The sequence below is a fragment of the Lentzea xerophila genome (genome assembly GCF_051094245.1).
Taxonomy (GTDB): Bacteria; Actinomycetota; Actinomycetes; order Mycobacteriales; family Pseudonocardiaceae; genus Lentzea; species Lentzea xerophila.
In genome coordinates, this window is sequence record NZ_CP194934.1 from 8,168,548 (window position 1) to 8,186,634 (window position 18,087).

The 18,087-nt window shown below is 69.5% G+C and carries 20 protein-coding genes; 8 read left to right on the plus strand and 12 right to left on the minus strand.

Going from position 1 to position 18,087, the window contains the following annotated elements; all coding sequences use genetic code 11:
• The 3 genes from ACRSBM_RS39165 to ACRSBM_RS39175 are packed head-to-tail and all read left to right on the plus strand — an operon-like array spanning position 1 to position 4,498.
• Positions 1–1,551: a hypothetical protein gene (locus ACRSBM_RS39165; RefSeq protein WP_434451762.1), complete on the plus strand. Its 1,551-nt coding sequence runs from the start codon at positions 1–3 to the stop codon at positions 1,549–1,551.
• A gap of 19 nt (positions 1,552–1,570) precedes the next feature.
• The gene (locus ACRSBM_RS39170; RefSeq protein ID WP_434451763.1) at positions 1,571–3,295 is read left to right on the plus strand and encodes a hypothetical protein; all 1,725 of its coding nucleotides are present in this window, start codon (positions 1,571–1,573) and stop codon (positions 3,293–3,295) included.
• 18 nt (positions 3,296–3,313) lie between these two features.
• The gene (locus ACRSBM_RS39175; RefSeq protein WP_434451764.1) at positions 3,314–4,498 is read left to right on the plus strand and encodes a thiolase family protein; all 1,185 of its coding nucleotides are present in this window, start codon (positions 3,314–3,316) and stop codon (positions 4,496–4,498) included.
• Here the strand turns inward: ACRSBM_RS39175 and ACRSBM_RS39180 are convergent.
• The 5 genes from ACRSBM_RS39180 to ACRSBM_RS39200 form a co-directional block, all read right to left on the minus strand.
• Complete coding sequence (locus tag ACRSBM_RS39180; RefSeq protein WP_434451765.1) at positions 4,495–5,217, minus strand: helix-turn-helix domain-containing protein; 723 nt, start codon at positions 5,215–5,217, stop codon at positions 4,495–4,497. The genes ACRSBM_RS39175 and ACRSBM_RS39180 overlap by 4 nt on opposite strands.
• 36 nt (positions 5,218–5,253) lie before the next feature.
• Positions 5,254–5,415, minus strand: coding sequence for a DUF397 domain-containing protein (locus ACRSBM_RS39185; RefSeq protein WP_434451766.1), 162 nt, complete (start codon positions 5,413–5,415; stop codon positions 5,254–5,256).
• A 12-nt stretch (positions 5,416–5,427) separates the two neighbouring features.
• Entirely contained in the window at positions 5,428–6,258 is an 831-nt protein-coding gene (locus ACRSBM_RS39190) for a Scr1 family TA system antitoxin-like transcriptional regulator (RefSeq protein ID WP_434451767.1), read from the minus strand.
• A gap of 83 nt (positions 6,259–6,341) precedes the next feature.
• On the minus strand, positions 6,342–6,980 hold the full coding sequence (locus tag ACRSBM_RS39195) for a putative glycolipid-binding domain-containing protein (RefSeq protein WP_434451768.1): 639 nt from the start codon (positions 6,978–6,980) through the stop codon (positions 6,342–6,344).
• Complete coding sequence (locus ACRSBM_RS39200) at positions 6,981–7,151, minus strand: antitoxin (RefSeq protein WP_434451769.1); 171 nt, start codon at positions 7,149–7,151, stop codon at positions 6,981–6,983.
• Positions 7,152–7,340: 189 nt separating this feature from the next.
• Here ACRSBM_RS39200 and ACRSBM_RS39205 point away from each other — a divergent pair, with 189 nt between their 5' ends.
• Positions 7,341–8,654 carry a BNR-4 repeat-containing protein gene (locus tag ACRSBM_RS39205; RefSeq protein ID WP_434451770.1) on the plus strand — a complete coding sequence of 438 codons (1,314 nt, stop codon included), beginning with the start codon at positions 7,341–7,343 and terminating at the stop codon, positions 8,652–8,654.
• A 139-nt stretch (positions 8,655–8,793) separates the two neighbouring features.
• Here the strand turns inward: ACRSBM_RS39205 and ACRSBM_RS39210 are convergent, their stop codons facing one another.
• Positions 8,794–10,002 (minus strand): thioester domain-containing protein, encoded by a 1,209-nt coding sequence (locus ACRSBM_RS39210; RefSeq protein WP_434451771.1) that lies wholly within the window; start codon positions 10,000–10,002, stop codon positions 8,794–8,796.
• A 311-nt stretch (positions 10,003–10,313) separates the two neighbouring features.
• Complete coding sequence (locus ACRSBM_RS39215; protein ID WP_434451772.1) at positions 10,314–11,519, minus strand: DNA cytosine methyltransferase; 1,206 nt, start codon at positions 11,517–11,519, stop codon at positions 10,314–10,316.
• 62 nt (positions 11,520–11,581) lie between these two features.
• Between ACRSBM_RS39215 and ACRSBM_RS39220 the strand changes: the two genes are divergently transcribed.
• A complete protein-coding gene (locus tag ACRSBM_RS39220; protein WP_434451773.1) occupies positions 11,582–12,346 on the plus strand; it encodes a hypothetical protein in 765 nt (254 codons plus the stop codon).
• Between the two features lie 6 nt (positions 12,347–12,352).
• Here the strand turns inward: ACRSBM_RS39220 and ACRSBM_RS39225 are convergent, their stop codons facing one another.
• A complete protein-coding gene (locus tag ACRSBM_RS39225) occupies positions 12,353–13,645 on the minus strand; it encodes a hypothetical protein (RefSeq protein ID WP_434451774.1) in 1,293 nt (430 codons plus the stop codon).
• On the opposite strand from ACRSBM_RS39225, the gene ACRSBM_RS39230 reads away from it, so the two are divergent.
• Positions 13,625–13,765, plus strand: a complete 141-nt coding sequence (locus tag ACRSBM_RS39230) for a hypothetical protein (protein WP_434451775.1) — start codon at positions 13,625–13,627, stop codon at positions 13,763–13,765. The two genes, ACRSBM_RS39225 and ACRSBM_RS39230, sit on opposite strands and share 21 nt — an antisense overlap.
• Positions 13,766–13,957: 192 nt before the next feature.
• Here the strand turns inward: ACRSBM_RS39230 and ACRSBM_RS39235 are convergent, their stop codons facing one another.
• Positions 13,958–14,167: a hypothetical protein gene (locus ACRSBM_RS39235; RefSeq protein WP_434451776.1), complete on the minus strand. Its 210-nt coding sequence runs from the start codon at positions 14,165–14,167 to the stop codon at positions 13,958–13,960.
• Between the two features lie 66 nt (positions 14,168–14,233).
• On the opposite strand from ACRSBM_RS39235, the gene ACRSBM_RS39240 reads away from it, so the two are divergent.
• Entirely contained in the window at positions 14,234–15,091 is an 858-nt protein-coding gene (locus tag ACRSBM_RS39240) for an NAD-dependent epimerase/dehydratase family protein (RefSeq protein ID WP_434451777.1), read from the plus strand.
• Here the strand turns inward: ACRSBM_RS39240 and ACRSBM_RS39245 are convergent.
• On the minus strand, positions 15,036–15,947 hold the full coding sequence (locus tag ACRSBM_RS39245; protein ID WP_434451778.1) for a ribonuclease Z: 912 nt from the start codon (positions 15,945–15,947) through the stop codon (positions 15,036–15,038). The two genes, ACRSBM_RS39240 and ACRSBM_RS39245, sit on opposite strands and share 56 nt — an antisense overlap.
• Positions 15,948–15,970: 23 nt before the next feature.
• Here ACRSBM_RS39245 and ACRSBM_RS39250 point away from each other — a divergent pair, with 23 nt between their 5' ends.
• Complete coding sequence (locus ACRSBM_RS39250; protein WP_434451779.1) at positions 15,971–16,792, plus strand: serine hydrolase domain-containing protein; 822 nt, start codon at positions 15,971–15,973, stop codon at positions 16,790–16,792.
• Here ACRSBM_RS39250 and ACRSBM_RS39255 read toward each other — a convergent pair.
• Both ACRSBM_RS39255 and ACRSBM_RS39260 read right to left on the minus strand, forming a co-directional pair.
• Positions 16,776–17,102: a hypothetical protein gene (locus ACRSBM_RS39255; RefSeq protein WP_090097679.1), complete on the minus strand. Its 327-nt coding sequence runs from the start codon at positions 17,100–17,102 to the stop codon at positions 16,776–16,778. The two genes, ACRSBM_RS39250 and ACRSBM_RS39255, sit on opposite strands and share 17 nt — an antisense overlap.
• An 80-nt stretch (positions 17,103–17,182) precedes the next feature.
• The gene (locus ACRSBM_RS39260; RefSeq protein WP_434451780.1) at positions 17,183–18,028 is read right to left on the minus strand and encodes an SAM-dependent methyltransferase; all 846 of its coding nucleotides are present in this window, start codon (positions 18,026–18,028) and stop codon (positions 17,183–17,185) included.
• Between the last annotated feature and the right edge of the window lie 59 nt (positions 18,029–18,087).

Genomic DNA, 18,087 nt, shown 5'->3' on the forward strand with positions numbered 1-18,087 from the left:
ATGGATCGACGGACGCTCGCCGGTGGGCTCGGTGGTCTCGCGCTCGTCGTCGGCGCCGTCGTGGCGCTGCGCACCGGTGACGCGCCGGACACGCTGAAGCGGGAAATCGCCGACGACGTCGAGGTCGTGGCGCTGCAGGAGCCGATGAAGCCCTCCAACCCCAGGGCTCAGGCGCTCGACGCGGACGCGCTGCAGATCGCGTGGAACGGCTCCGCGTCGGCGTACGAGGTGCGCTGGAACGGCAACCAGCAGCTCGTGCCCGGCCCCGAGGTGGAACTGCCCGGCCTCAACCCCGACGACGAGGTCGACGTCGAGATCCGGGCGGTCAGTGCCACCGGCAGGCGCTCGGAGCCGCTCAAGATCACCGCGAGGCCCACGGACGTCTACAACGGCGAGTGGGACGACCAGCTCGTCGGCCAGCCGGACAGGTTCGACGGCCCGGAGGCCCTGGACCCGCGCAAGTGGCGGGTCGAGGCCGAGCCGGAGTGCCTCGGGCTGCGGCCGTTCGGGCCGGGCAAGCGCATCGACGTCGACTGCCCGATGGCGGCCTTCCAGTCGAACACGCCCATCCGGTTCGGGATGCCCGCGGCGGACGGCGCGACCGGCCGAGCGATCATCAGCGTCGCGGGCGCCGTCGAGTCGAGTCACGTGCGGCTGACGCTGCTGCCCGACCCGTGGCAGTACGTGCAGGAGACCGACGCGCAGCCCAAGGGCACGGTCAGCCTCGACATCACGACGCAGGGCACGCGGATCATCGCGGACGCGGAGCTGCCCCGCACCGGCAAGCAGGTCACGCTGGGCGACTCGCAGATGACCGGGCTCGTCGCGGGCGTGCGGCACCGGTGGGAGATGCGGGTGCTGCCGGACGCCGTGGTCGCGCTCCGGGACGGCGTGGTGGTCGCCTACGAGCCCGTCGCGATCAAGGAACGGCTGGTGCACCCGCGGATCCGCATCGACGGTGGCGGCTTCCTGGACGCGTTCGGCGTCGGGGGTGTGCCGGAGCGCGTCGCGCCCACCGAGATCGTCCCCCTCGACCGGGACGTCGAACTGCCGCAGGACGCCGTCGCGGCGAAGCTCGTCCGGCCGGCGCCCGGCAACCAGGTCACGGTCACCGACCTGCCCGTCGGCGCCAGGAAGGTCCCGGCGGCGCAGGAGACGCAGCTCGTGGTCATCCGCAGGCCCGAGAGCCGTCCCGGCACCCTGCCCCGGCTCGCGGACCGGCCCGGCGGCATCAAGACGGGTGGTCCACGGCTGCACGTCATGCACGAGGACGGCACGAAGCCTCCACAGCCGTTGCCCGCCAAGGGACGCATCCTCATCACGGCCGAGGTCAACGCCATCGGGCACCGCGGCGTCGAGCTCGAACTGGACGGCAGGCGGATCGTCGCGCTGCCCACGAACGAGCAGGGTCCGGCGGTCCCCGGCAGGCACGAGTTCTGGCTCGACACCGGAAACCTGACCTCCGGGTCACACGCTCGGCTCAAGCTCAGCGTCCTTCCGGCGGACGGTGGCGAACCCGTTATCGCCGAAACCGTGTTCGAGCTGGGGTGAACGCCTTAGCGTGACCGCTATGAAGCGGGCCGCCTTCGTCGTCGTGGGCCTCGCGTTGGTGGCGGGCGTGATCGTGCTGCGCGACCCCGGCGGGAGCGACTCGGGCCTGCCCACCGTTCCCCCGCCGCCGACGAAGCTCAAGGCGTACGCGGCGGAGCAGGTGCTGGCGCCGAGCCCGCACGGCCGCCCGGCCACGCCCGCGAACATCGTCGCCCGCACGGGTCACCACAAGATCCAGCTCAACTGGACCGGCGACGCGCCCGCGTACGAGGTGCGGTGGGGCGACAGGTCGCGGCTCGTCACGCGTCCCGGCACCCAGCTCAACGGCCTCGAGAACGAACGCGAGCAGCAGATCGAGATCCGCGCGGTCGACTCGTTCGGCCAACGTTCGCAGCCCGCCCGCACCAAGGCGACCCCGCGCGCCGACAACGCCCCGTACACGTTCGCCGACCGCTTCGACGGCTCCGACGAACCCGACCCGCAACGGTGGCGGCTCGCCAAGCGCACCGACTGCGCCCGCGCCACCTCCGGCGACGGGGACGACCACGACCGGCTCGTGATCAGCAGCAGCTGCGGCACGCGCGCGGTGACGCTGAGGTCGCGCACGCCGTTCGTCCGCGGCGACGACGAGAGCCGGCTCGTGGTCGAGACCGACGCCCCCGGCACCGGCGGCAAGCTGCTGCTCGACCTCGTGCCGGGCCCGGTCAGCGTCCAGGGCGAGCCGGTGCCGCCGAACACGATCCGCGCCACGATCTCGACCGACGTCGCAGGCAACTCGATCGTCGAGCTCGTCCCGGACGGCACGGCGGTCAAGCCCGTCCCCGCCGCGCTGCCGGGTGTGACCGTGCGCTGGGAGATCGTGCTGACCAGCAGCGGCGTCCAGGTCGTGCGCGACGGGGACGTCCTCGCCACCTCGCCGTTCGTGCCGCAGTGGCGTGAGGCGACGGCCCTGGTCGGGGTCGCGGCGCTCGCGGGCGACCGGATCCGGGCCGGCATCGACCTGATCGGCTACCGGACCCCCAAGGCCGACACCCCGCTCACCGGCCCGACGCCGCACGTGCGCGTCGACGGCCCGGCGAACGCCAGCGCCGACCCCCTCCCGGACGTCACCGCAGGTCAGCTGCGCATCGCGTTGATACCGTCGCGAGAGAGCGAGCCCGTCACGGCGGTGAAGGTCAACGGCATCCAGGTGCCGTTGCGACCGGCGGTCGAGGGCACGCCGTGGAAGCCGGGCGCGGAGTATCCCGCCGTCGCCGACCTGCCCGAAGAGGCCTTCACCGACAACCTGAACGTCCAATTGGTCACCCAGGAACGCGTCCAGATCACCCACACCGACGTCGAGCTGACCGGTCCGAAGTCCGTCACGCGACGCCAGGCGGAGACGCCACTGGTGGACGCGCGGCCGGCGCTCGCCGACCCCGTCCCCGAGGTCCTCGACGCCGGTGGCCAGCCCATCGAGAACGGCGCCGCCTTCACCCGCGGACGGGTGGTCCTGGAGGTCCGCGTCAACGCCCTCGACGCCGCCGTGGCGGGCCTCGCCGGGTTCGAGATCAGGCTCGACGGCACCCACATCGCCACCGTCCCGACCACCGCGGACGGACCCGCCGCCGCGGGCCGGTGGCGGATTTCACTCACCACGACGGACCTGAGCCCCGGAGCGCACGCCATCGAGGTCAAGGCCTTCAGTACCGATTCAGGAGTCCACCCGGAAACGGGTTACGTTCCCTTTTTGCTGAAGCCCTGAGTGGCCCAAGATGGACCCATGGCCCGCGCACTGATCATCGACGCAGCCCGCACGCCGTTCGGCAGGTACCGGGGAGGTCTCTCCGGCATCCGGGTGGACGACCTCGCGGCGCTGCCCATCGTCGACCTGCTGCGCCGCTATCCCGGTCTCGACCTCGCGCGCATCGACGACGTGCTGCTGGGCGACGCGAACGGCGCCGGCGAGGACAACCGCAACGTCGCGCGCATGGCCACGTTGCTGGCGGGCCTGCCGGTCTCCGTGCCGGGCGTGACGCTGAACCGGCTGTGCGCCTCCGGCGGCGAGTCGATCATCCAGGGCGCGCGGGCGCTGCTCACCGGGGACGCGGACCTGGTCATCGCCGGTGGTGTCGAGGGGATGTCGCGGGCGCCGTTCGTGACACCCAGGCCGGACAAGGCGTTCCCGGACCGCCTGGAGACCGTGTCGACGGCCCTCGGCTGGCGACTGGTGAACCCGCGGATGCCCAAGCACTACACCATCCCGCTGGGACTCGCCGCCGAGAACGTGGCTCACGAACTCGGCATCACCCGCGACCAGATGGACAACTTCGCGTTGCGCTCACACCGCCGTGCGGCTGCGGCGTGGGATGCCGGCGTGCACGAGGGTTTCGCGTTCCCGGTGCAACTCCCGGACGGAACGGCGATCCGCCGCGACGAGAACGTCCGTGCCGACACCAGCATCGACAAGCTCTCCAAGCTGAAGCCCGCGTTCTCGGAGAACGGGTCGGTGACGGCGGGCAACGCGTCACCGCTCAACGACGGCGCGCTGGCGGCGTTGCTCGGCACCGAGGCGATCGCGTCGGAACTGGGCGTCGAGCCGCTGGGCGAGGTGCTCGGGTCGGCGACCACGGGCGAGGAACCGCACAGGTTCACGATCGCGCCGGTGCCGGCGATCCGGAAGTTGTTGAAGCGCCTGCACATCGACGCCGCCGACATCGACCTCTGGGAGATCAACGAGGCCTTCGCCGCGATGGCCTTGTCGGTCGTGCACCACCTTCCCGAGATCGACAAGGAGAAGGTCAACGTGCACGGCGGCGCGATCGCGTACGGGCACCCGCTCGGCGCCTCGATGCCGCGCGTGATCATCGACCTGTGCCGCCACCTGCGCGCACGTGGCGGCGGCGTCGGCATCGCGGCCGCGTGCGTCGGTGTCGGCCAGGGCGTGGCGGTCGCGGTCCGCGTCTAGTCTTCCGGCGGTTTCGGGTGCAGGATGTCGCGCGCCTGCTCGGCGGCGCGCACGATGCCCTCGCTGACGAAGTCCAGGAAGCGCGCGATGTTCTCCAGACGGGTGGCGGCCGGCGTCCCGGAACCGAGGACGCTGACGCCCTCCCGCGCGGCCTCGGCGAGCCGGGTGGTGCCGGCGGCGCTGGCGATCATCGACTGGTACCAGATGTCGCCCTCGTCGACGACGTAGCGCTCACGGCGCCCCTCGTCGCGCCGACGGCCGATCAGGCCCTGCGCCTCCAGGTACGACATCGCCTTGGAGACCGACGCCGGACTGACCTGCAGGTGCCCCACCAGTTCCGCCGCGGTGAGGCTGCCGGAGTCGGTCGCGTAAAGGCTCGCGAGCGCCCTGGCCGTCATCTTCGGCAGGCCCTGACCCATGAAGATGCCAGAGAACATCTCCTCGAACTCCCGCACGGCCTCGGGATCACGTCCGTCGGCGCGCTGGGCCGCCTGCCGTCCACGGGGTGACGCCTGCCTGCGCCGCTGGGCCCGGCGTTCGGTGGCGAGGTGGGCGAGATCGGCCTGGTAGCCGGTGGGGCCGCCGTTGCGCATCACCTCACGCGTGATCGTCGAGGTGGGCCGGTCCAGGCCCCGCGCGATCTCCGCGTAGGCGAGTCCGTCGGCCAGGCCGATGGCGATCTGGCGGCGGTCCTGCTGGGTGAGTCGACCTCCTGGCATGCCGCGACCCTAACCACCGGTCGCGGGCGGGGTGGCCTAGCGGCTGGCCTTCACGCCGGTCAGGAACGCCGACCACGCCTGGTCCGACACGGGCAGGTGGGTGGCCGGTGCCTTGCTGTCCCGGATGCCAACGCCACGACCGACCTCGACGCAGTCACTCGAAGTGCCGCTGTAGCTGCTCTTCCGCCAGGTCGTCATGTGCCCGTCCCCTCAGGTCAGCATGCTTTTGATCAACTCCCTCGATTGTTCCTCATCCAAGGCCTGCACGGCGAGGGCCTTCAGCACTTCGTCGTAAGCGGTGATCGAGCCCTTGTCCTCCAGGAACAGGTTGGAGTTGTGGCTCTCCAGGTAGACGACCGGCTCGAACTTCTCGTAGGCCAGCTTGGTGAACGAACCGGCGAGTCCGGCGTGCGTCCCGATCGAGAGGGGGACGATCCGCACGGTGACATAGGGCAGCGCGGACATGCGAAGTAGTTCGCACAGTTGCTCGACCATCAGCTGGGCGCTTCCGACCTGTAGTCGCAAAGCCTGCTCATGGATGTAGAAGACGAACTCCCGGCTGGGGTGGAAGACCGCCCTTCGCCCCGACTTGGCTGCGACGATCTCGGCCACCTGGTCGGCCGGCACCTTCGGAACCGCGCGCACCACCTCGGCCGAGTACTGCGCGAGCTGGAGCAAGCCGGGGACGAGGTCCATCGCCCACACGAAGATCTTGTTGGCGAGTCGTTCCTGGTCGATCAACGTACGCAACTGGTTGGGCACACCGTCGTCGTTGAACTCGAGGTAACCCTTCTCGCGTGTCTGGCGGTACAGCGCGAGCAGGCGGCGGGCCTCGGCCGCCTCGACCCGGCAGAGGCCGAGGAGCATCGCCAGCTCCACCTCTGTGACGCCGCCCTTGCCCTGGACCAGGTCCGAGACCTTGGCCTCTTCCCAGTCGAGCAGCTCGGCGATCCGCCGCTGGGTCATCCCGGTGGACTGGATGGCGTCACGGACGCCATCACCGAACGAGCGACCGACCACGCTCGAAAATCGTTTCGGCATGGTCGGACGCTAGAAGCTCAGCCCCGGTCTCCTCCATCGTTTGGGCACGACTCGCCACGAAGGAAGTACTTCTTGGACGGGTTCTAAATCCGCTTCGAGATCAGCGGGTACTCGACGACGAGGCCGTTGGCGTCGACCTTGATGTTCTGCTCGAACCCGCCGCTCTTGAACCGCACCACCGAGAGGTCGTCGCCGACCGACACCGTCCGGTAGGTCTGCGTGACGGCGCGGACGGACAGGTCCGGCAGCGACACCCGCACGACGGGCAGTGCGTGCTCGCCCGGTTCGCGGTGCAGGCCCAGGCGGCGGATCGGGATGGCGTTGAACAGCACGGCGAACTGGACGTCGACGTCCAAGGCGTCGTTGAACGTCTCGCGCTTGCTGCCCTGGCCGTGGTCGATCAGCCAGGCGCCGTCCTCGGTCCGCGACAGGGAGCACTGCCGTTCCTCGAGCACCGTGGCCGTGCGCAGCAGCAGGCGGTTCACCTGGCCGCTCTCGTCCACGGACACCTCGAAGGAGGCGTTGAACTGCTCCTCGGGGCCGGCGGCGACGAGGCGACCGGACGCGCGCAGGCGCTGGTCGTTCGACAGCAGCAGGCGGACCTGTTCGAGCCTCGGCTCGTGGATGCCCTGCCAGGTGAACATCTCTGGCCGGCGGGCAGAAGGAGAGCGGGTCTCCCCAGAGGTGACCCGCCCCGCGTCAGTGGCGTTGAAGGAGTTCACTCATCCACCTGGAAGGATGTCCTTGATCTTCTCGGCGACCGAGTCGACCTGCTCTTCGTGACCGAACCTGCCTGCGACGAAGTCCGCCGCGGCGTCGATGCCCTGGTCGACCTTCTCGTGGTTCTGCTCGGCCAGGTCGAGGGCCTTGTTCTTGATCTCGTCGAAGTTCATGTGGTGCTCCTTCGTCCCTGACGCAGGGTACCCGAGTAGGCCCCGCGTGTTGATAGCCGCGATCACGCTAACTGCGCCTGGACAAGTCGGCTCGGCGACAACGATGATGGCCCCGCCGCCGCCTGGTCGGCCGCCGTCGCGGCCAGAACCAGGAGGACACGCCACATGACACGGCTCCTGCGTGGAGTTATGTCCGCAGTGCTGCTGTTGCCGCTCGTCGCAGTCCCTTCGGCCAACGCCACGGCCGGGCTTCAGGGGAAGGCGAGGTTCACGGTGACGACCACGGCCACGAACGTCGCGGCCCGCAGTGACCGGCGCCCGGTCGCCGGTGGGGTCCACGACCGCAAGGTCGGCAAGACGTTCATCTCGTGGTCCGGCCAGTACGAGGACAGCTACGTCCAGACGTACGACCACCGCGCGGCCACGTGGTCCGCGCCCAACCGGATCGCCGACGGCGACTCCGACGCGCACAACTACCCGACGATGGTCCAGGCCCGCGACGGGCACCTGCTGATCTTCCGCGGCATGCACAACGTCGAGCTGCGCATGTCCCGCTCGCCCCAGCCCCACTCGGCGGACGGCGTGTGGGAGGAGACGCTGATCTCGAAGAACGCGGCCACGTACCCGATGCCGTTCGTCACGCGCGACGGCACGATCTACGTCTTCTACCGCGAGACGACGCGCGACCTCGACGGCACGACGCCCACGGACACGCGCCCGATGCTTTACGTGATGTCCAAGGACAACGGCAGGACGTGGAAGACCTCCATGGAGCTGACCGGGGACCGGTTCGCGATCGGGTCGACGGCCCGCGCGGACAACATGAACGAGATCTACATCGGCCAGCTCCGCCTGGAGGACAACGGCCGCGTGCGGATCGTCTACACGCTCGCGGGCGGCGGGTTCGAGGGCAACAAGCACGACCGGTACCACCGCAACATCTACTACACGTGGTTCGACCCGCGGAACCGGCACTTCTACTCGGCGTCCGGCAAGGACCTGGGCACGCAGATCGACGACGCCGACCAGGAACAGCACCTGAAGGTCGCGGAGACCCCGCTGACCCTGCCGAACAACGTGAAGTCGCCGGACTACATCCAGCAGGTCGGCACCACGCTGGGCAAGCCGTTCCTGTTGTGGTTCATGGGCGACGCGGCCGGTGGCCCGCTGCGCAACTACCTGTCCACGTGGAACGGTCGCGGCTGGGAGACCAAGGAGGTCACACGGGGACTGCGCACCCGTGAGATCGAACCGGTCGACCCGATCACCTGGCGCGTCTACGCCACCGAGGACGGCAAGCCGAACGTGAACACGTACCTCGTGCGGTTCGGTCGCTTCTGGACGCCGGAGACCGTGATCCCGACGGCCAAGCCGGTGCAGCGCGTCGACGTCGTGGCGAACTTCCGCGACCCGGCCCGCGCGATCCTCTCCGGGGCATCGTCCAACCGGGACGTCGCGATCGCCGACGGCGACATCAGCGTGGCGGGCATCAGCCGCCGCTGACCGACGCCTTTCGAAGTGCACGCGGGGGCCCTTCGTGCCGCTATGGGAAACGTAGGGCTCCCGCGTTCCCCGAAAACGGCAAACGCCCCCAGGACCGGCGCGGAACCTGGGGGCGTTCGTCAGTGGGGCGGCGGCTAAATCAGGCGCCGGCCTTCTTGCGACGGACCACGAACAGCGCACCCGCACCGGCGCCGACGAGGACCAGGCCGCCGAGCAGCGGCCACATGATCGAGGCACCGGTCGAGGCCAGGTCGTCCTCGCCGCCACCCGGAGCCGGAGCGGCCGGGGTGGAGGAGGTGGTCGGAGTGGTGGTCTCCGGCTCCGTGGTGGTCGTGGTCGTGGCCGGCGGCGTGCTCGAGGTGGACGACGGCGGAACGACCTCGAGCTTCCAGTCGGCCTTGGCCTCCTTCTCGACCTTGGCCTTCTGCGGCTGCGCGACGACGAGCGACTGCGCCACGTCTTCCTTGTCCTTGTTGTGCGCGACGAAGAGGCGGCCGATCGCGAGCTCGGCCTCGGCCGAGAGCTTGATCGAGGCGTTGCCGGTCGGGGTCTCCTCCGGGACGTTCACGAAGAACTCGGAGACCTTCTCGCCCGCGGCCTTGACGGCGACCTTGTCACCCTGCTGCTGCATCGCGAGCGGGGTGCCGTCCTTGTCGGTGAGGGTGACGCCCTCGGGGAGGTTCGCGGTCAGCTTGACCTCGGAGGCCGTGGTCGTGACGTTGAACGGGCCGATCTTCTCGCCGGACTTGCCAGACTTGGACGCCGGGTCGATCTCCAGCGTCGGCTTCGGCTGTTCCTTGATCTCGTTCTCGGCGGCGTCCTTGACCAGGCGCTCGTACAGCTTGACGACGTCGGGGGCGGTCTTGTCGCTGTTGAGCTCAGCCTCGTCGGTGAAGTGCCAGATCGCGGCCTGCGTGGCGGCGATCGTCTCCTTCTTGTCGAACTGCTCGCCGAACTTCGCCTGGACCTTGTCCATGGACTGGCCGGGGTAGGAGTTCGTCAGGATCCAGAGGACCTTGCCCGCGTTGACCTTGAACTTGGTGTTCGGGTTGGGGTGCTTGTCCCACGGCACCTCCTTGAGGGCGTCGCGGTCCTCGAGCGGCGTGGGCAGCTCCACGCAGTAGGTGAGGACGTTCGAACGCTCCGCGTCACCCTCGATGCGCAGCTTGATCACCGCGGTGTTCTGCTTGTGGTGGTGGTCACCGTTGATGAGGTGGACGTCGAGGCCGTCCTCCTGGCCCCCGCGGTCCGGCTTGATGATGACGTCAGCGTGGGCCGGAAGGGCCGAGAACGACAGAAGGGCCGAGGCGCCGAGCAGCGCCGCGCCGATCCTCAACCGGGAAGCCATGGGTCTCCTCTTGCTCACTGAAGTTAGCCCGAACGCGGCGGGAAGTCGTCATCCGTCGGGACGGTCGGCACGTCGACATCGACACAGAACCGACAGGAAGCGAGCGGACACTATCCGATGGGGTGACACACGTGTGAGTGAGGTAAGAGAACCGGACGATACTGGGCGTGAGCTGCGAAAACATACTCACGGCGTCCACAGTGGATAGGGTCGCGATGCATTCATTTTGTCAGGTGACGTTAGATTCGTTGCCGAACAGTTATCAATAGCGGCGTCCCGCTACGGATGATCGGCACCGGCGGTTCAAAGACCTACGCCACCATTTCGGTAACTTCTGCGGGGCGAATGTCTCCGGGACGGAGCGAAGTGCCCCGCAGGCACATGTCCCGCGGCTCGGGACGGTCGCCGGTGAGAATCCACCGGGTGAGCGCGGCCAACTGGTAGGCGATCAGCGGCGGAACGGCGTCGCCCACGTGCCGGTACGCGTTCCCGAGAATCGAGACGTCGAACTTGAACTGGCGCGGGAACCCTTGCAGCAGAGCCATCTCACGGACCGTGCAGAGCCGGTGCTGCACCGGGTGGGCATAACGGCCGTTGCCCACGTGGCCGCATTCTCGCTTGATCGTTCTGGCCGGTTCGTCCCACCACATCCGGCCGTAGACATCCGGGTGTGAACCCCAGTTCTGCTGTTCGACGATCTTGCGTTGTGCCGGGTTCAACAACTCGGCGGTCTCCGGTGAGCGGAGCAGATCAGCCCACGATCCGCCATTTGCCGGAATCGCACGCATTCTTTCGAGGCTGCGGTCCTGGGAAAAGGTCGGCGACACGTGAATGGGGTCGTCCGGGTCCGCCACGCCGGCCGCGACGACCGGCAGCTTGCCGATCGCGCGCCGGACCGTGACGGCGGACGGGCGGATGACCCGGCCCTCCCAGAGGTCGTCGAGCGTCATCAGCGGCAGGCCACCGTCCACGGCGACCATCAACGTCCGCTCGCGCAGCTGCGGCAGGCCGAACCTGGACAGCATGTGCGTGCCGCCCCAGACCTTGTAACCGATTCGGGTGAGTTCCTCGGCGAGGCTGTCGAAGTGGTGGCGCTGCTTGCCCTTGACGAGCTCGCGGGCGTTCTCGACGAGCACGACCTTCGGCCGGAGCTCCTGCGCGTAGACGGCGATCCGGCCCACCAGCGAGTTGCGCGGGTCGTCGCGCAGGTGGTTCTGCGAGGTGATGCGGCTGAAGCCCGAGCACGGCGGGCACGCCAGCAGCACGTCCAGCTCACCGCGCCGCAGGCCCCAGACCTCGCGCAACGCCGCGGGCGAGACCTTCGCGAGGTCGACCTCCAACGGGTCGACGCCGATGTTCGCGCGGTACGTGTCGTTGCAGCGCAACGAACCCAGCTTCGAGCTGGGCTTGCCGATCTGCGCGTCGGCGGCACCGACGACCCGGAAGTCGCGGTGGGCGTGGAAGCCGTAGCTCATGCCGCCCGCACCCGAGAAGATGTCGGCCACCGAGAAGGACACGGCGAGATCGTACGGGCGAGGCACCGAGTCGCCTTCCCTGACATCCCGTACCTTTTCCGCCTATGGAGCTGCCGCGTGCGTGGCAACGGCCTGACCCGTTGCGTGGACTCGACAGGATTTCCTGGTCCGAGGTCTACGACGGCCGCGGTGGCGCCGGTCGGGTGCCGCGGCTGCTGCGCTCCCTGATGGACACCGGCGCCGACGTCCGCTCCGAAGCGCTCAGCTCGCTCGCCGACCGGCTGCTGACCGACGACACGGTGTCCGAGGCCTCGTTCTGCGCGGTGCCGTTCCTGGTGGAGCTGGGGGCGTCGTACAAGGTCGCCGGGGACGTGCGCGATCGGGTGATTTTTCTGCTGGCCGCCATGGCGTTGGCGGGCAAGGGGTTCACCGAGGACGGGCGGCGCACGCACCGCCGGTGGAACGCCCTCGGCCGTGAGCTGCCGAGAACCGCCCCGGACTGGCTGACGCAGACCCGGCACGCCGTCGCCCAGGGCGCGCCGAAGATCTTCGAGGCGCTGGCGTCCGAACGGGTCGCCTGTCTGGTCGCGCTGGCCTGCGCGGTGCCGGAGAAGCTGCCCTCGTTCGTGCACGGGCTGATGACCGACATGGTCGATCTGCCCGGCGAGGAGATGCTCGCGGACGCCGCCGAGATCGCCGTGGCGCTGCTCAGGAACTCGCCCGAGTTACTCGGCGTGGACCTGCCGCGGCCGAAGGTGCTCGGCGAAGGGCTGGTGCGTCCGGCGCACCAGCCGCGTGAGGTCGCCGCCGCCCTGATGGGCTACCGGTTCGCCCTCATCTCCGCGTACGGCGACGAGGGCGCCTGGTAGGCCCGTTCAGGCGGTGACCGCCTCTTCGATGGCCTGCTCGACCTGGTGCTCGTCCTCGACCGCGATGGCGGGTTCCAGCGCGCCGAGGCCCGTGCCCCACTCCTGGTCCGCGAGCGCGAACGCGGCGACCGTCAGCGCCGCCACGGGGGCGCCCACGGGCATGTTCTCGCGGTGCAGGTCGAGGTCGAGACGGCCGCCGATCGGTGACGGGCTCAGCCGCAACGTCGCGTGCGCGGCCTCGTCGGAGTGCGCGAGACGGCACGCCCAGCCGGTGAAGATCACCCGGCGCTCGTCCGTCTCCGTGGGCTGCACGGCCCGCACGTTCGCGCCGACGGCACCGGAGCGGTGGTTGTCCGCCGCCTGCAGCACGAGCTCCTCGAACTCCATCGAGGAGATCCCCAGGTCCCAGTCGGCGACCAGCGCGACCTGCACCAGCGCGAGCGGCAGCGTCGGGACGGCGTCCTCGAAGCACACCATCGCGCCGCCGTAGCGGGTGTTGATCTCGGTCGGCAGGAAGCCGTCCTCGGTCGCGATGCCGTCCAGCGTGAACGTGCCGCGGTAGCCGACGGTCCCGCGCAGGTGCTCGCCGACGCGGCGGGCCAGGTTGCGCATCTCGTCGCGGATCCACACGGGCGGGTCGTAGTAGGACGCGCAGCCCGCGTAGAGGAACTTGGCCTGGCCCTGGCGGCGCGGCACGACCATCTCGATCGGGCGCAGCACCGCGGTGCCGTCCGGGAAGACGATGCCGTGCACGCTTACCGGAATGCCTTCCAGGAACGGCATGACGCGGATCTGGTCGCACTTGGGCGCGAGCACGTCGAAGGCATCCTTGGCCTCCTCGTACGTCCGCACGCGGCGCACGAAGTTCGCGCCGCCGTTGATCGCCGGGCCGTCGCCGGACCAGACGACGCCCGCGCCGCGGTCCAGGATCTCCGAGGCGCCCCAGAGGCGTTCGAAGTCGAGGTCGAACACCATCGCGGGCGCGCGACGGGCGCTGAGCTCGTCCCAGAGCGCGTCGATCGTGGTCTTGTTCTCCAGCTCGACCCACTCGTGGCGGCGCGCGTTGAGCACCGGGCGGCCCTCGAAGGTGCCGATCTCGTTGTACGGCGTGCTGATCACGACGGCTTCGGACTTCGCGTCGAAGTCGCTCAGGATCGCCCTGACCTCGGCGCCCGGCCTGGTCAGCAGCTTGCCGAGGCGGCGCTGTTCGACGGCGACGAAGCCACCCTTGATGCCCAGCGAGACCCAGCGGGCGATCTCCGAATCATGTAGCGGCGCATGATCGTCGGTATCGAGCACGAGCGTATGGCGAGCGCCGAGCGTATAGAGCTCATGCGCGCGCTTTGCCAGACGCGTGCCACCGGCCAGGACTACCAGCCGGTCACCGAACAACCTGCGGAGGCGCTCGTTGAGCGCTGAGAGGACATGATTCATCGCCGAAAACTCGCTTAAGAGAAGCGGAGGACGTGACCGGCGATCGCCGGGTGACGCGTAGCGTAGAGCCACCCGGTATGTGAGTCGAAGCACGGTCCGGCAACGGCCGGATGAATCTTGCGACGGGCCTGTCGGCTGGGGCCTCGCGGCAAGTGGATCAGTGGTTGGCGCCGGCGCTCACTGGGAGCGGGACGCGTCCCGGAGGACCTGGTCGACGCGGTTGAGGAAGCTGCGCTTGGGGTTGATCGACGGCAACGGCGCGGTGAGCTCTGCCGGCTGCAACGCGGGTGCGGCGCCCACGATGTCAGCGACGTTGCGGAGGAACTCCTGCCGCTTGAACTCGTGCACGGCGTGATCGTGCAGGAGCCCGGCGATGCTTGTGTGCACAGCGCGATGGGGGTAACTCACTCGTGTGTTATCGGCGCAGTCGCCGTCGACCTTTAGGGTCAACTTGTGCGAGTTCTAGTGACCGGTGCCACGGGGTACGTCGGCCGCGCCGTGGTGCGTGAGCTGCGGGTTCACGGGCATGAACCAGTTCCGTCCCGGCAACGCCTCTCGGAGCCGTTCGAACCGGCCGACGTGGACGCCGTCATCCACCTGGCGGCCGTGGCCCGCGTCCGGGAGTCCTTCGAAGATCCACTTTCGTACTACGAGACGAACGTGACGGGGACGCTGAACCTCCTGAAGGCGTTGAAGGGTCAGCGATTCCTCCTCGCGTCGACTGGCGCGGTGTACCGGCCGGCGGACGCCGTCCTGACCGAGGAGTCGGCCAGGGAACCCTCCTCGCCGTACGCCGCGACCAAGGCCGCCGCGGAGGACCTCGTGGCGTGGGCGGCGCGGTCCGGGCGGATCGGGGCGACCACGCTGCGTCTCTTCAACGTCGCTGGAGGGGGTGACACGGACACCACTCGGGTGATCACCCGGGCCGTGGCGTGCGCCGCCGGAACGGTGCCGGGCATGGAGGTCTACGGCGACGGCACGGCAGTGCGCGACTTCGTGCACGTACGCGACGTTGCCGCCGCCTTCGTCGTGGCGCTGGAGGCAACCTCTGTTGGCACGTCGTCGGTCTACAACGTCGGCGCCACGCCCGCGTCGGTGCGGGACGTCCTCGGCGCGGTGCGGGAGGTGACCGGGCGGTCCGTGGACGTGGACTGGAAGCCCGCGCACCCCGGTGAGGCCCGGTCGCTGCGGGCGGACGTGTCGAAGCTGCGCGTGCTGGGCTGGGAGCCTCGCCACTCGGCGCTGACGGAGATCGTCAGGGACCAGTGGCTCGCTTCGGCACCGGCACCCGGTCCAGGTCCTTCGCGATGACGATCTCCCCGTCGAACTCCCGCGCCGCCTCGGCGTGGAACTCGGCGGGGTCGTCGTAGCGCTGGGAGAAGTGCGTGAGGACGAGTTTGCGGACCTTGCACTCGCGCGCGACGCGGGCGGCCTGCTGGGCGGTGAGGTGGCCGTGGTCGCCGGCGAGCTTGGTGTCGCGGGCGAGGTAGGTCGACTCGATCACCAGCAGGTCGGCGTGGTCCGCGAGCTCGTAGACGTTGTCGCAGAGCCTGGTGTCCATGACGAACGCGAACCGCTGGCCCTTGCGGGGTTCGCTGACGTCCTCGAGCCTCACGCCGTCAAGCTCGCCCTGGCTCTGGAGGACCCGGACCTGTGGCCCCGCGATGCCGTGCTCCCTGAGCTTGTCGGGGAGCATGCGGTGGCCGTCCGGTTCGACCAGCCGGTAGCCGAAGCTTTCGATGCCGTGGTCGAGGCGGTAGGCCTCCAGCCGCCCGAACCTGCCCTCCGCCAGCAGGCCGTCGTCCTCGACCGGCTCCTCCTTGATGTCCGCGGCGTCGTAGAACGCGCTGGCGTAGCGGAGGCGTTCGAAGAAGTGGGCGCCCGACTTCGGGAAGTGGGCGTGCACGGTGTGCGGGACGCGGTCCAGGCTGATTCGCTGGACGATGCCGGGCACGCCCAGGCAGTGGTCGCCGTGGAAGTGCGTGATGCAGATCCGGGTGATGTCGCTCGCAGCGGCGCCCGACCTGAGCAGCTGCCGCTGGCTGCCGTCGCCGGGGTCGAAGAGCAGGCCCTCGCCGTCCCACCTCAGCAGATAGCCGTTGTGGTTGCGCTGGCGCGTGGGAACCTGGCTGGCCGTTCCCAGGACGATCAGTTCCCGGACTGTCACCCCCTGACGTTAACGTCTGTCCCATGCGGAGCGTGGAAGTGGCGGCGTCGTGGCCGGTGGAGAACGTGGCGGTGGCCGTCGTGTCGGACGGGGCCGTCGTCGGCTCGCTGGGTGATCAGCGGCGGGTGTTCCCGCTCGCGTCGGTGACGAAGCTGCTGACGTCGTACGCGGTCCTGGTGGCCGTCGAGGAGGGGGCGGTCGAGTGGGACCAGCCCGCCGGTCCCGAAGGCGCGACCGTGCGGCACCTGATCTCGCACACCGCCGGGTACGCGTTCGACAAGCCCGAGGTGCAGGCCGCTCCCGGGACGCGGCGGATCTACTCCAACGCCGGTTTCGACGTGCTGGCCTCGTTCGTGGGCTCGGCGTGCGAGATGCCGTTCGCCACTTATCTGCACGAAGCTGTTTTCGCGCCGTTGGGGATGAATTCTTCCGCGTTGGTCGGTTCCGCGGGTGCCGGCGCCGAGTCCTGTGCCGCGGATCTGGCTTTGTTCGCCGCCGAACTGCTGTCGCCCTCGCTGGTTTCCACCGGATTGGTGCGGGAGGCGACGTCGGTGGTCTTCCCCGGCCTGAACGGCGTGCTGCCCGGTTACGGCATGCAGAAGCCGAACGACTGGGGGCTCGGGTTCGAGATCCGCGACGGGAAGTCGCCGCACTGGACGGGCCTTTCCCATTCGCCGCGCACGTTCGGCCACTTCGGCCAGTCCGGCACGTTCCTCTGGGTCGACCCGGAGATTTCCGCGGCCTGCGTCGCGTTGACGGATCTGCGTTTCGGGCCGTGGGCGGTCGAGGCGTGGACGCCGTTCTCCGACGGCGTCCGCGCCGAGCTGGTCAGTCGGCGAGCCTGAGCGCGAGCTGCCGGAGGATCTCCTGGACGTCGGCGTCCTCGTAGTCGTTCTCGTACGCCTGCGCGACGCCGTGGAAGGCGTAGAGCAGGCCCGCGGTGAACCAGCCGAACTGCGACAGCACCTGGTCCATCGCCTGCTTGAGGGCCTGCGCGCCGGCCTCGTTCAGCTCGCCGTCGACCTTGACCTCGTAGCTGAACACGCCCTCCTGCAACGACTTCAGGGCCATCCGCAGGTAGTCGTTCGAGCCGGCGCCGTCGTAGGTGAGCGTCAGGACGCCGAGCGCCCGCTGCATGATCTCCCGCTGGTCCACAGGGCCACTCTGCCCTCTGCGTCCGCGCGCGTCACCTTCCGACACGAAGGCCCGGCACCCGCCGGGCCTTCGTCACGTCGTCAGGCGGGCTTACGGGCGACCCAGCGTGCGACCGAGAAGACACCGGCGGCACGGGCTGCGTCGAGCACGCGCTTGCCGTCGTGGATGACGGTGTTCTTCTCGCCGTCGTAGTCTCCCCAGCCCTGACCGTCGTCCGGCGGCGTGCTGCCCCAGCACTCGACGTCCGGGTAGAGGTCCTCGGCCACCTCGATGACGAAGCCCGCCGCCGCCATCTGGTCGCGGTAGCTCTCCAGGGTGCCGAGCTCCGGGATGGAGATGACCTCCTCGACCGGCCGGATGAACTCCGCGATCCGCTTGGCGGTCCGGTGCTCGCGGAACGGCCGCGCGATCCAGTCGACGCCGACCAGGCACGCACCGGGCTTGAGCACCCGGAACGCCGCGGCGAAGAAGGCACCCTTGTCCGGCAGGTGGCACACCGACTCGTAGAAGCTGACCATGTCGAGCGACCCGTCCGGCCACGCGACCAGTGACTTGTAGTCCTCGTCGCCGACGGTGAGGAACGCGGTCTGCCCGCTCATCCCCTGCTTGGCGGCGTAGTCGCGGGCCTGGGCCGACAACCACTCGTTGTTGGAGATGCCGACGACGTTCGCGTCGGCGATCGAGGCCATGTAGACCGCCGTGCCCCCGACTCCGCTGCCGAAGTCCAGCGCGGTCCCACCGGCCCGCAGCCCTGCCGCGTCGACCTGCCTGCGTGCCAACGCCTTCGCCGCGTCCTCCGGCGACAGTCCCGCCTGCTCGGCCTCCAGGTCTCCGTGGTGCCAGAACTGCCCCATGAGCGCGTGGTAGGCGGGCCCGGCGTGGTCGTAGTACTCGCGGACCTGTTGCTCGACAGTGGTGGTGTTCACCAAACCCGGCCTTTCGTGTTCTGCTCGCGGCCGCTCGGAGGGGCCGGCAGAAGCACGTC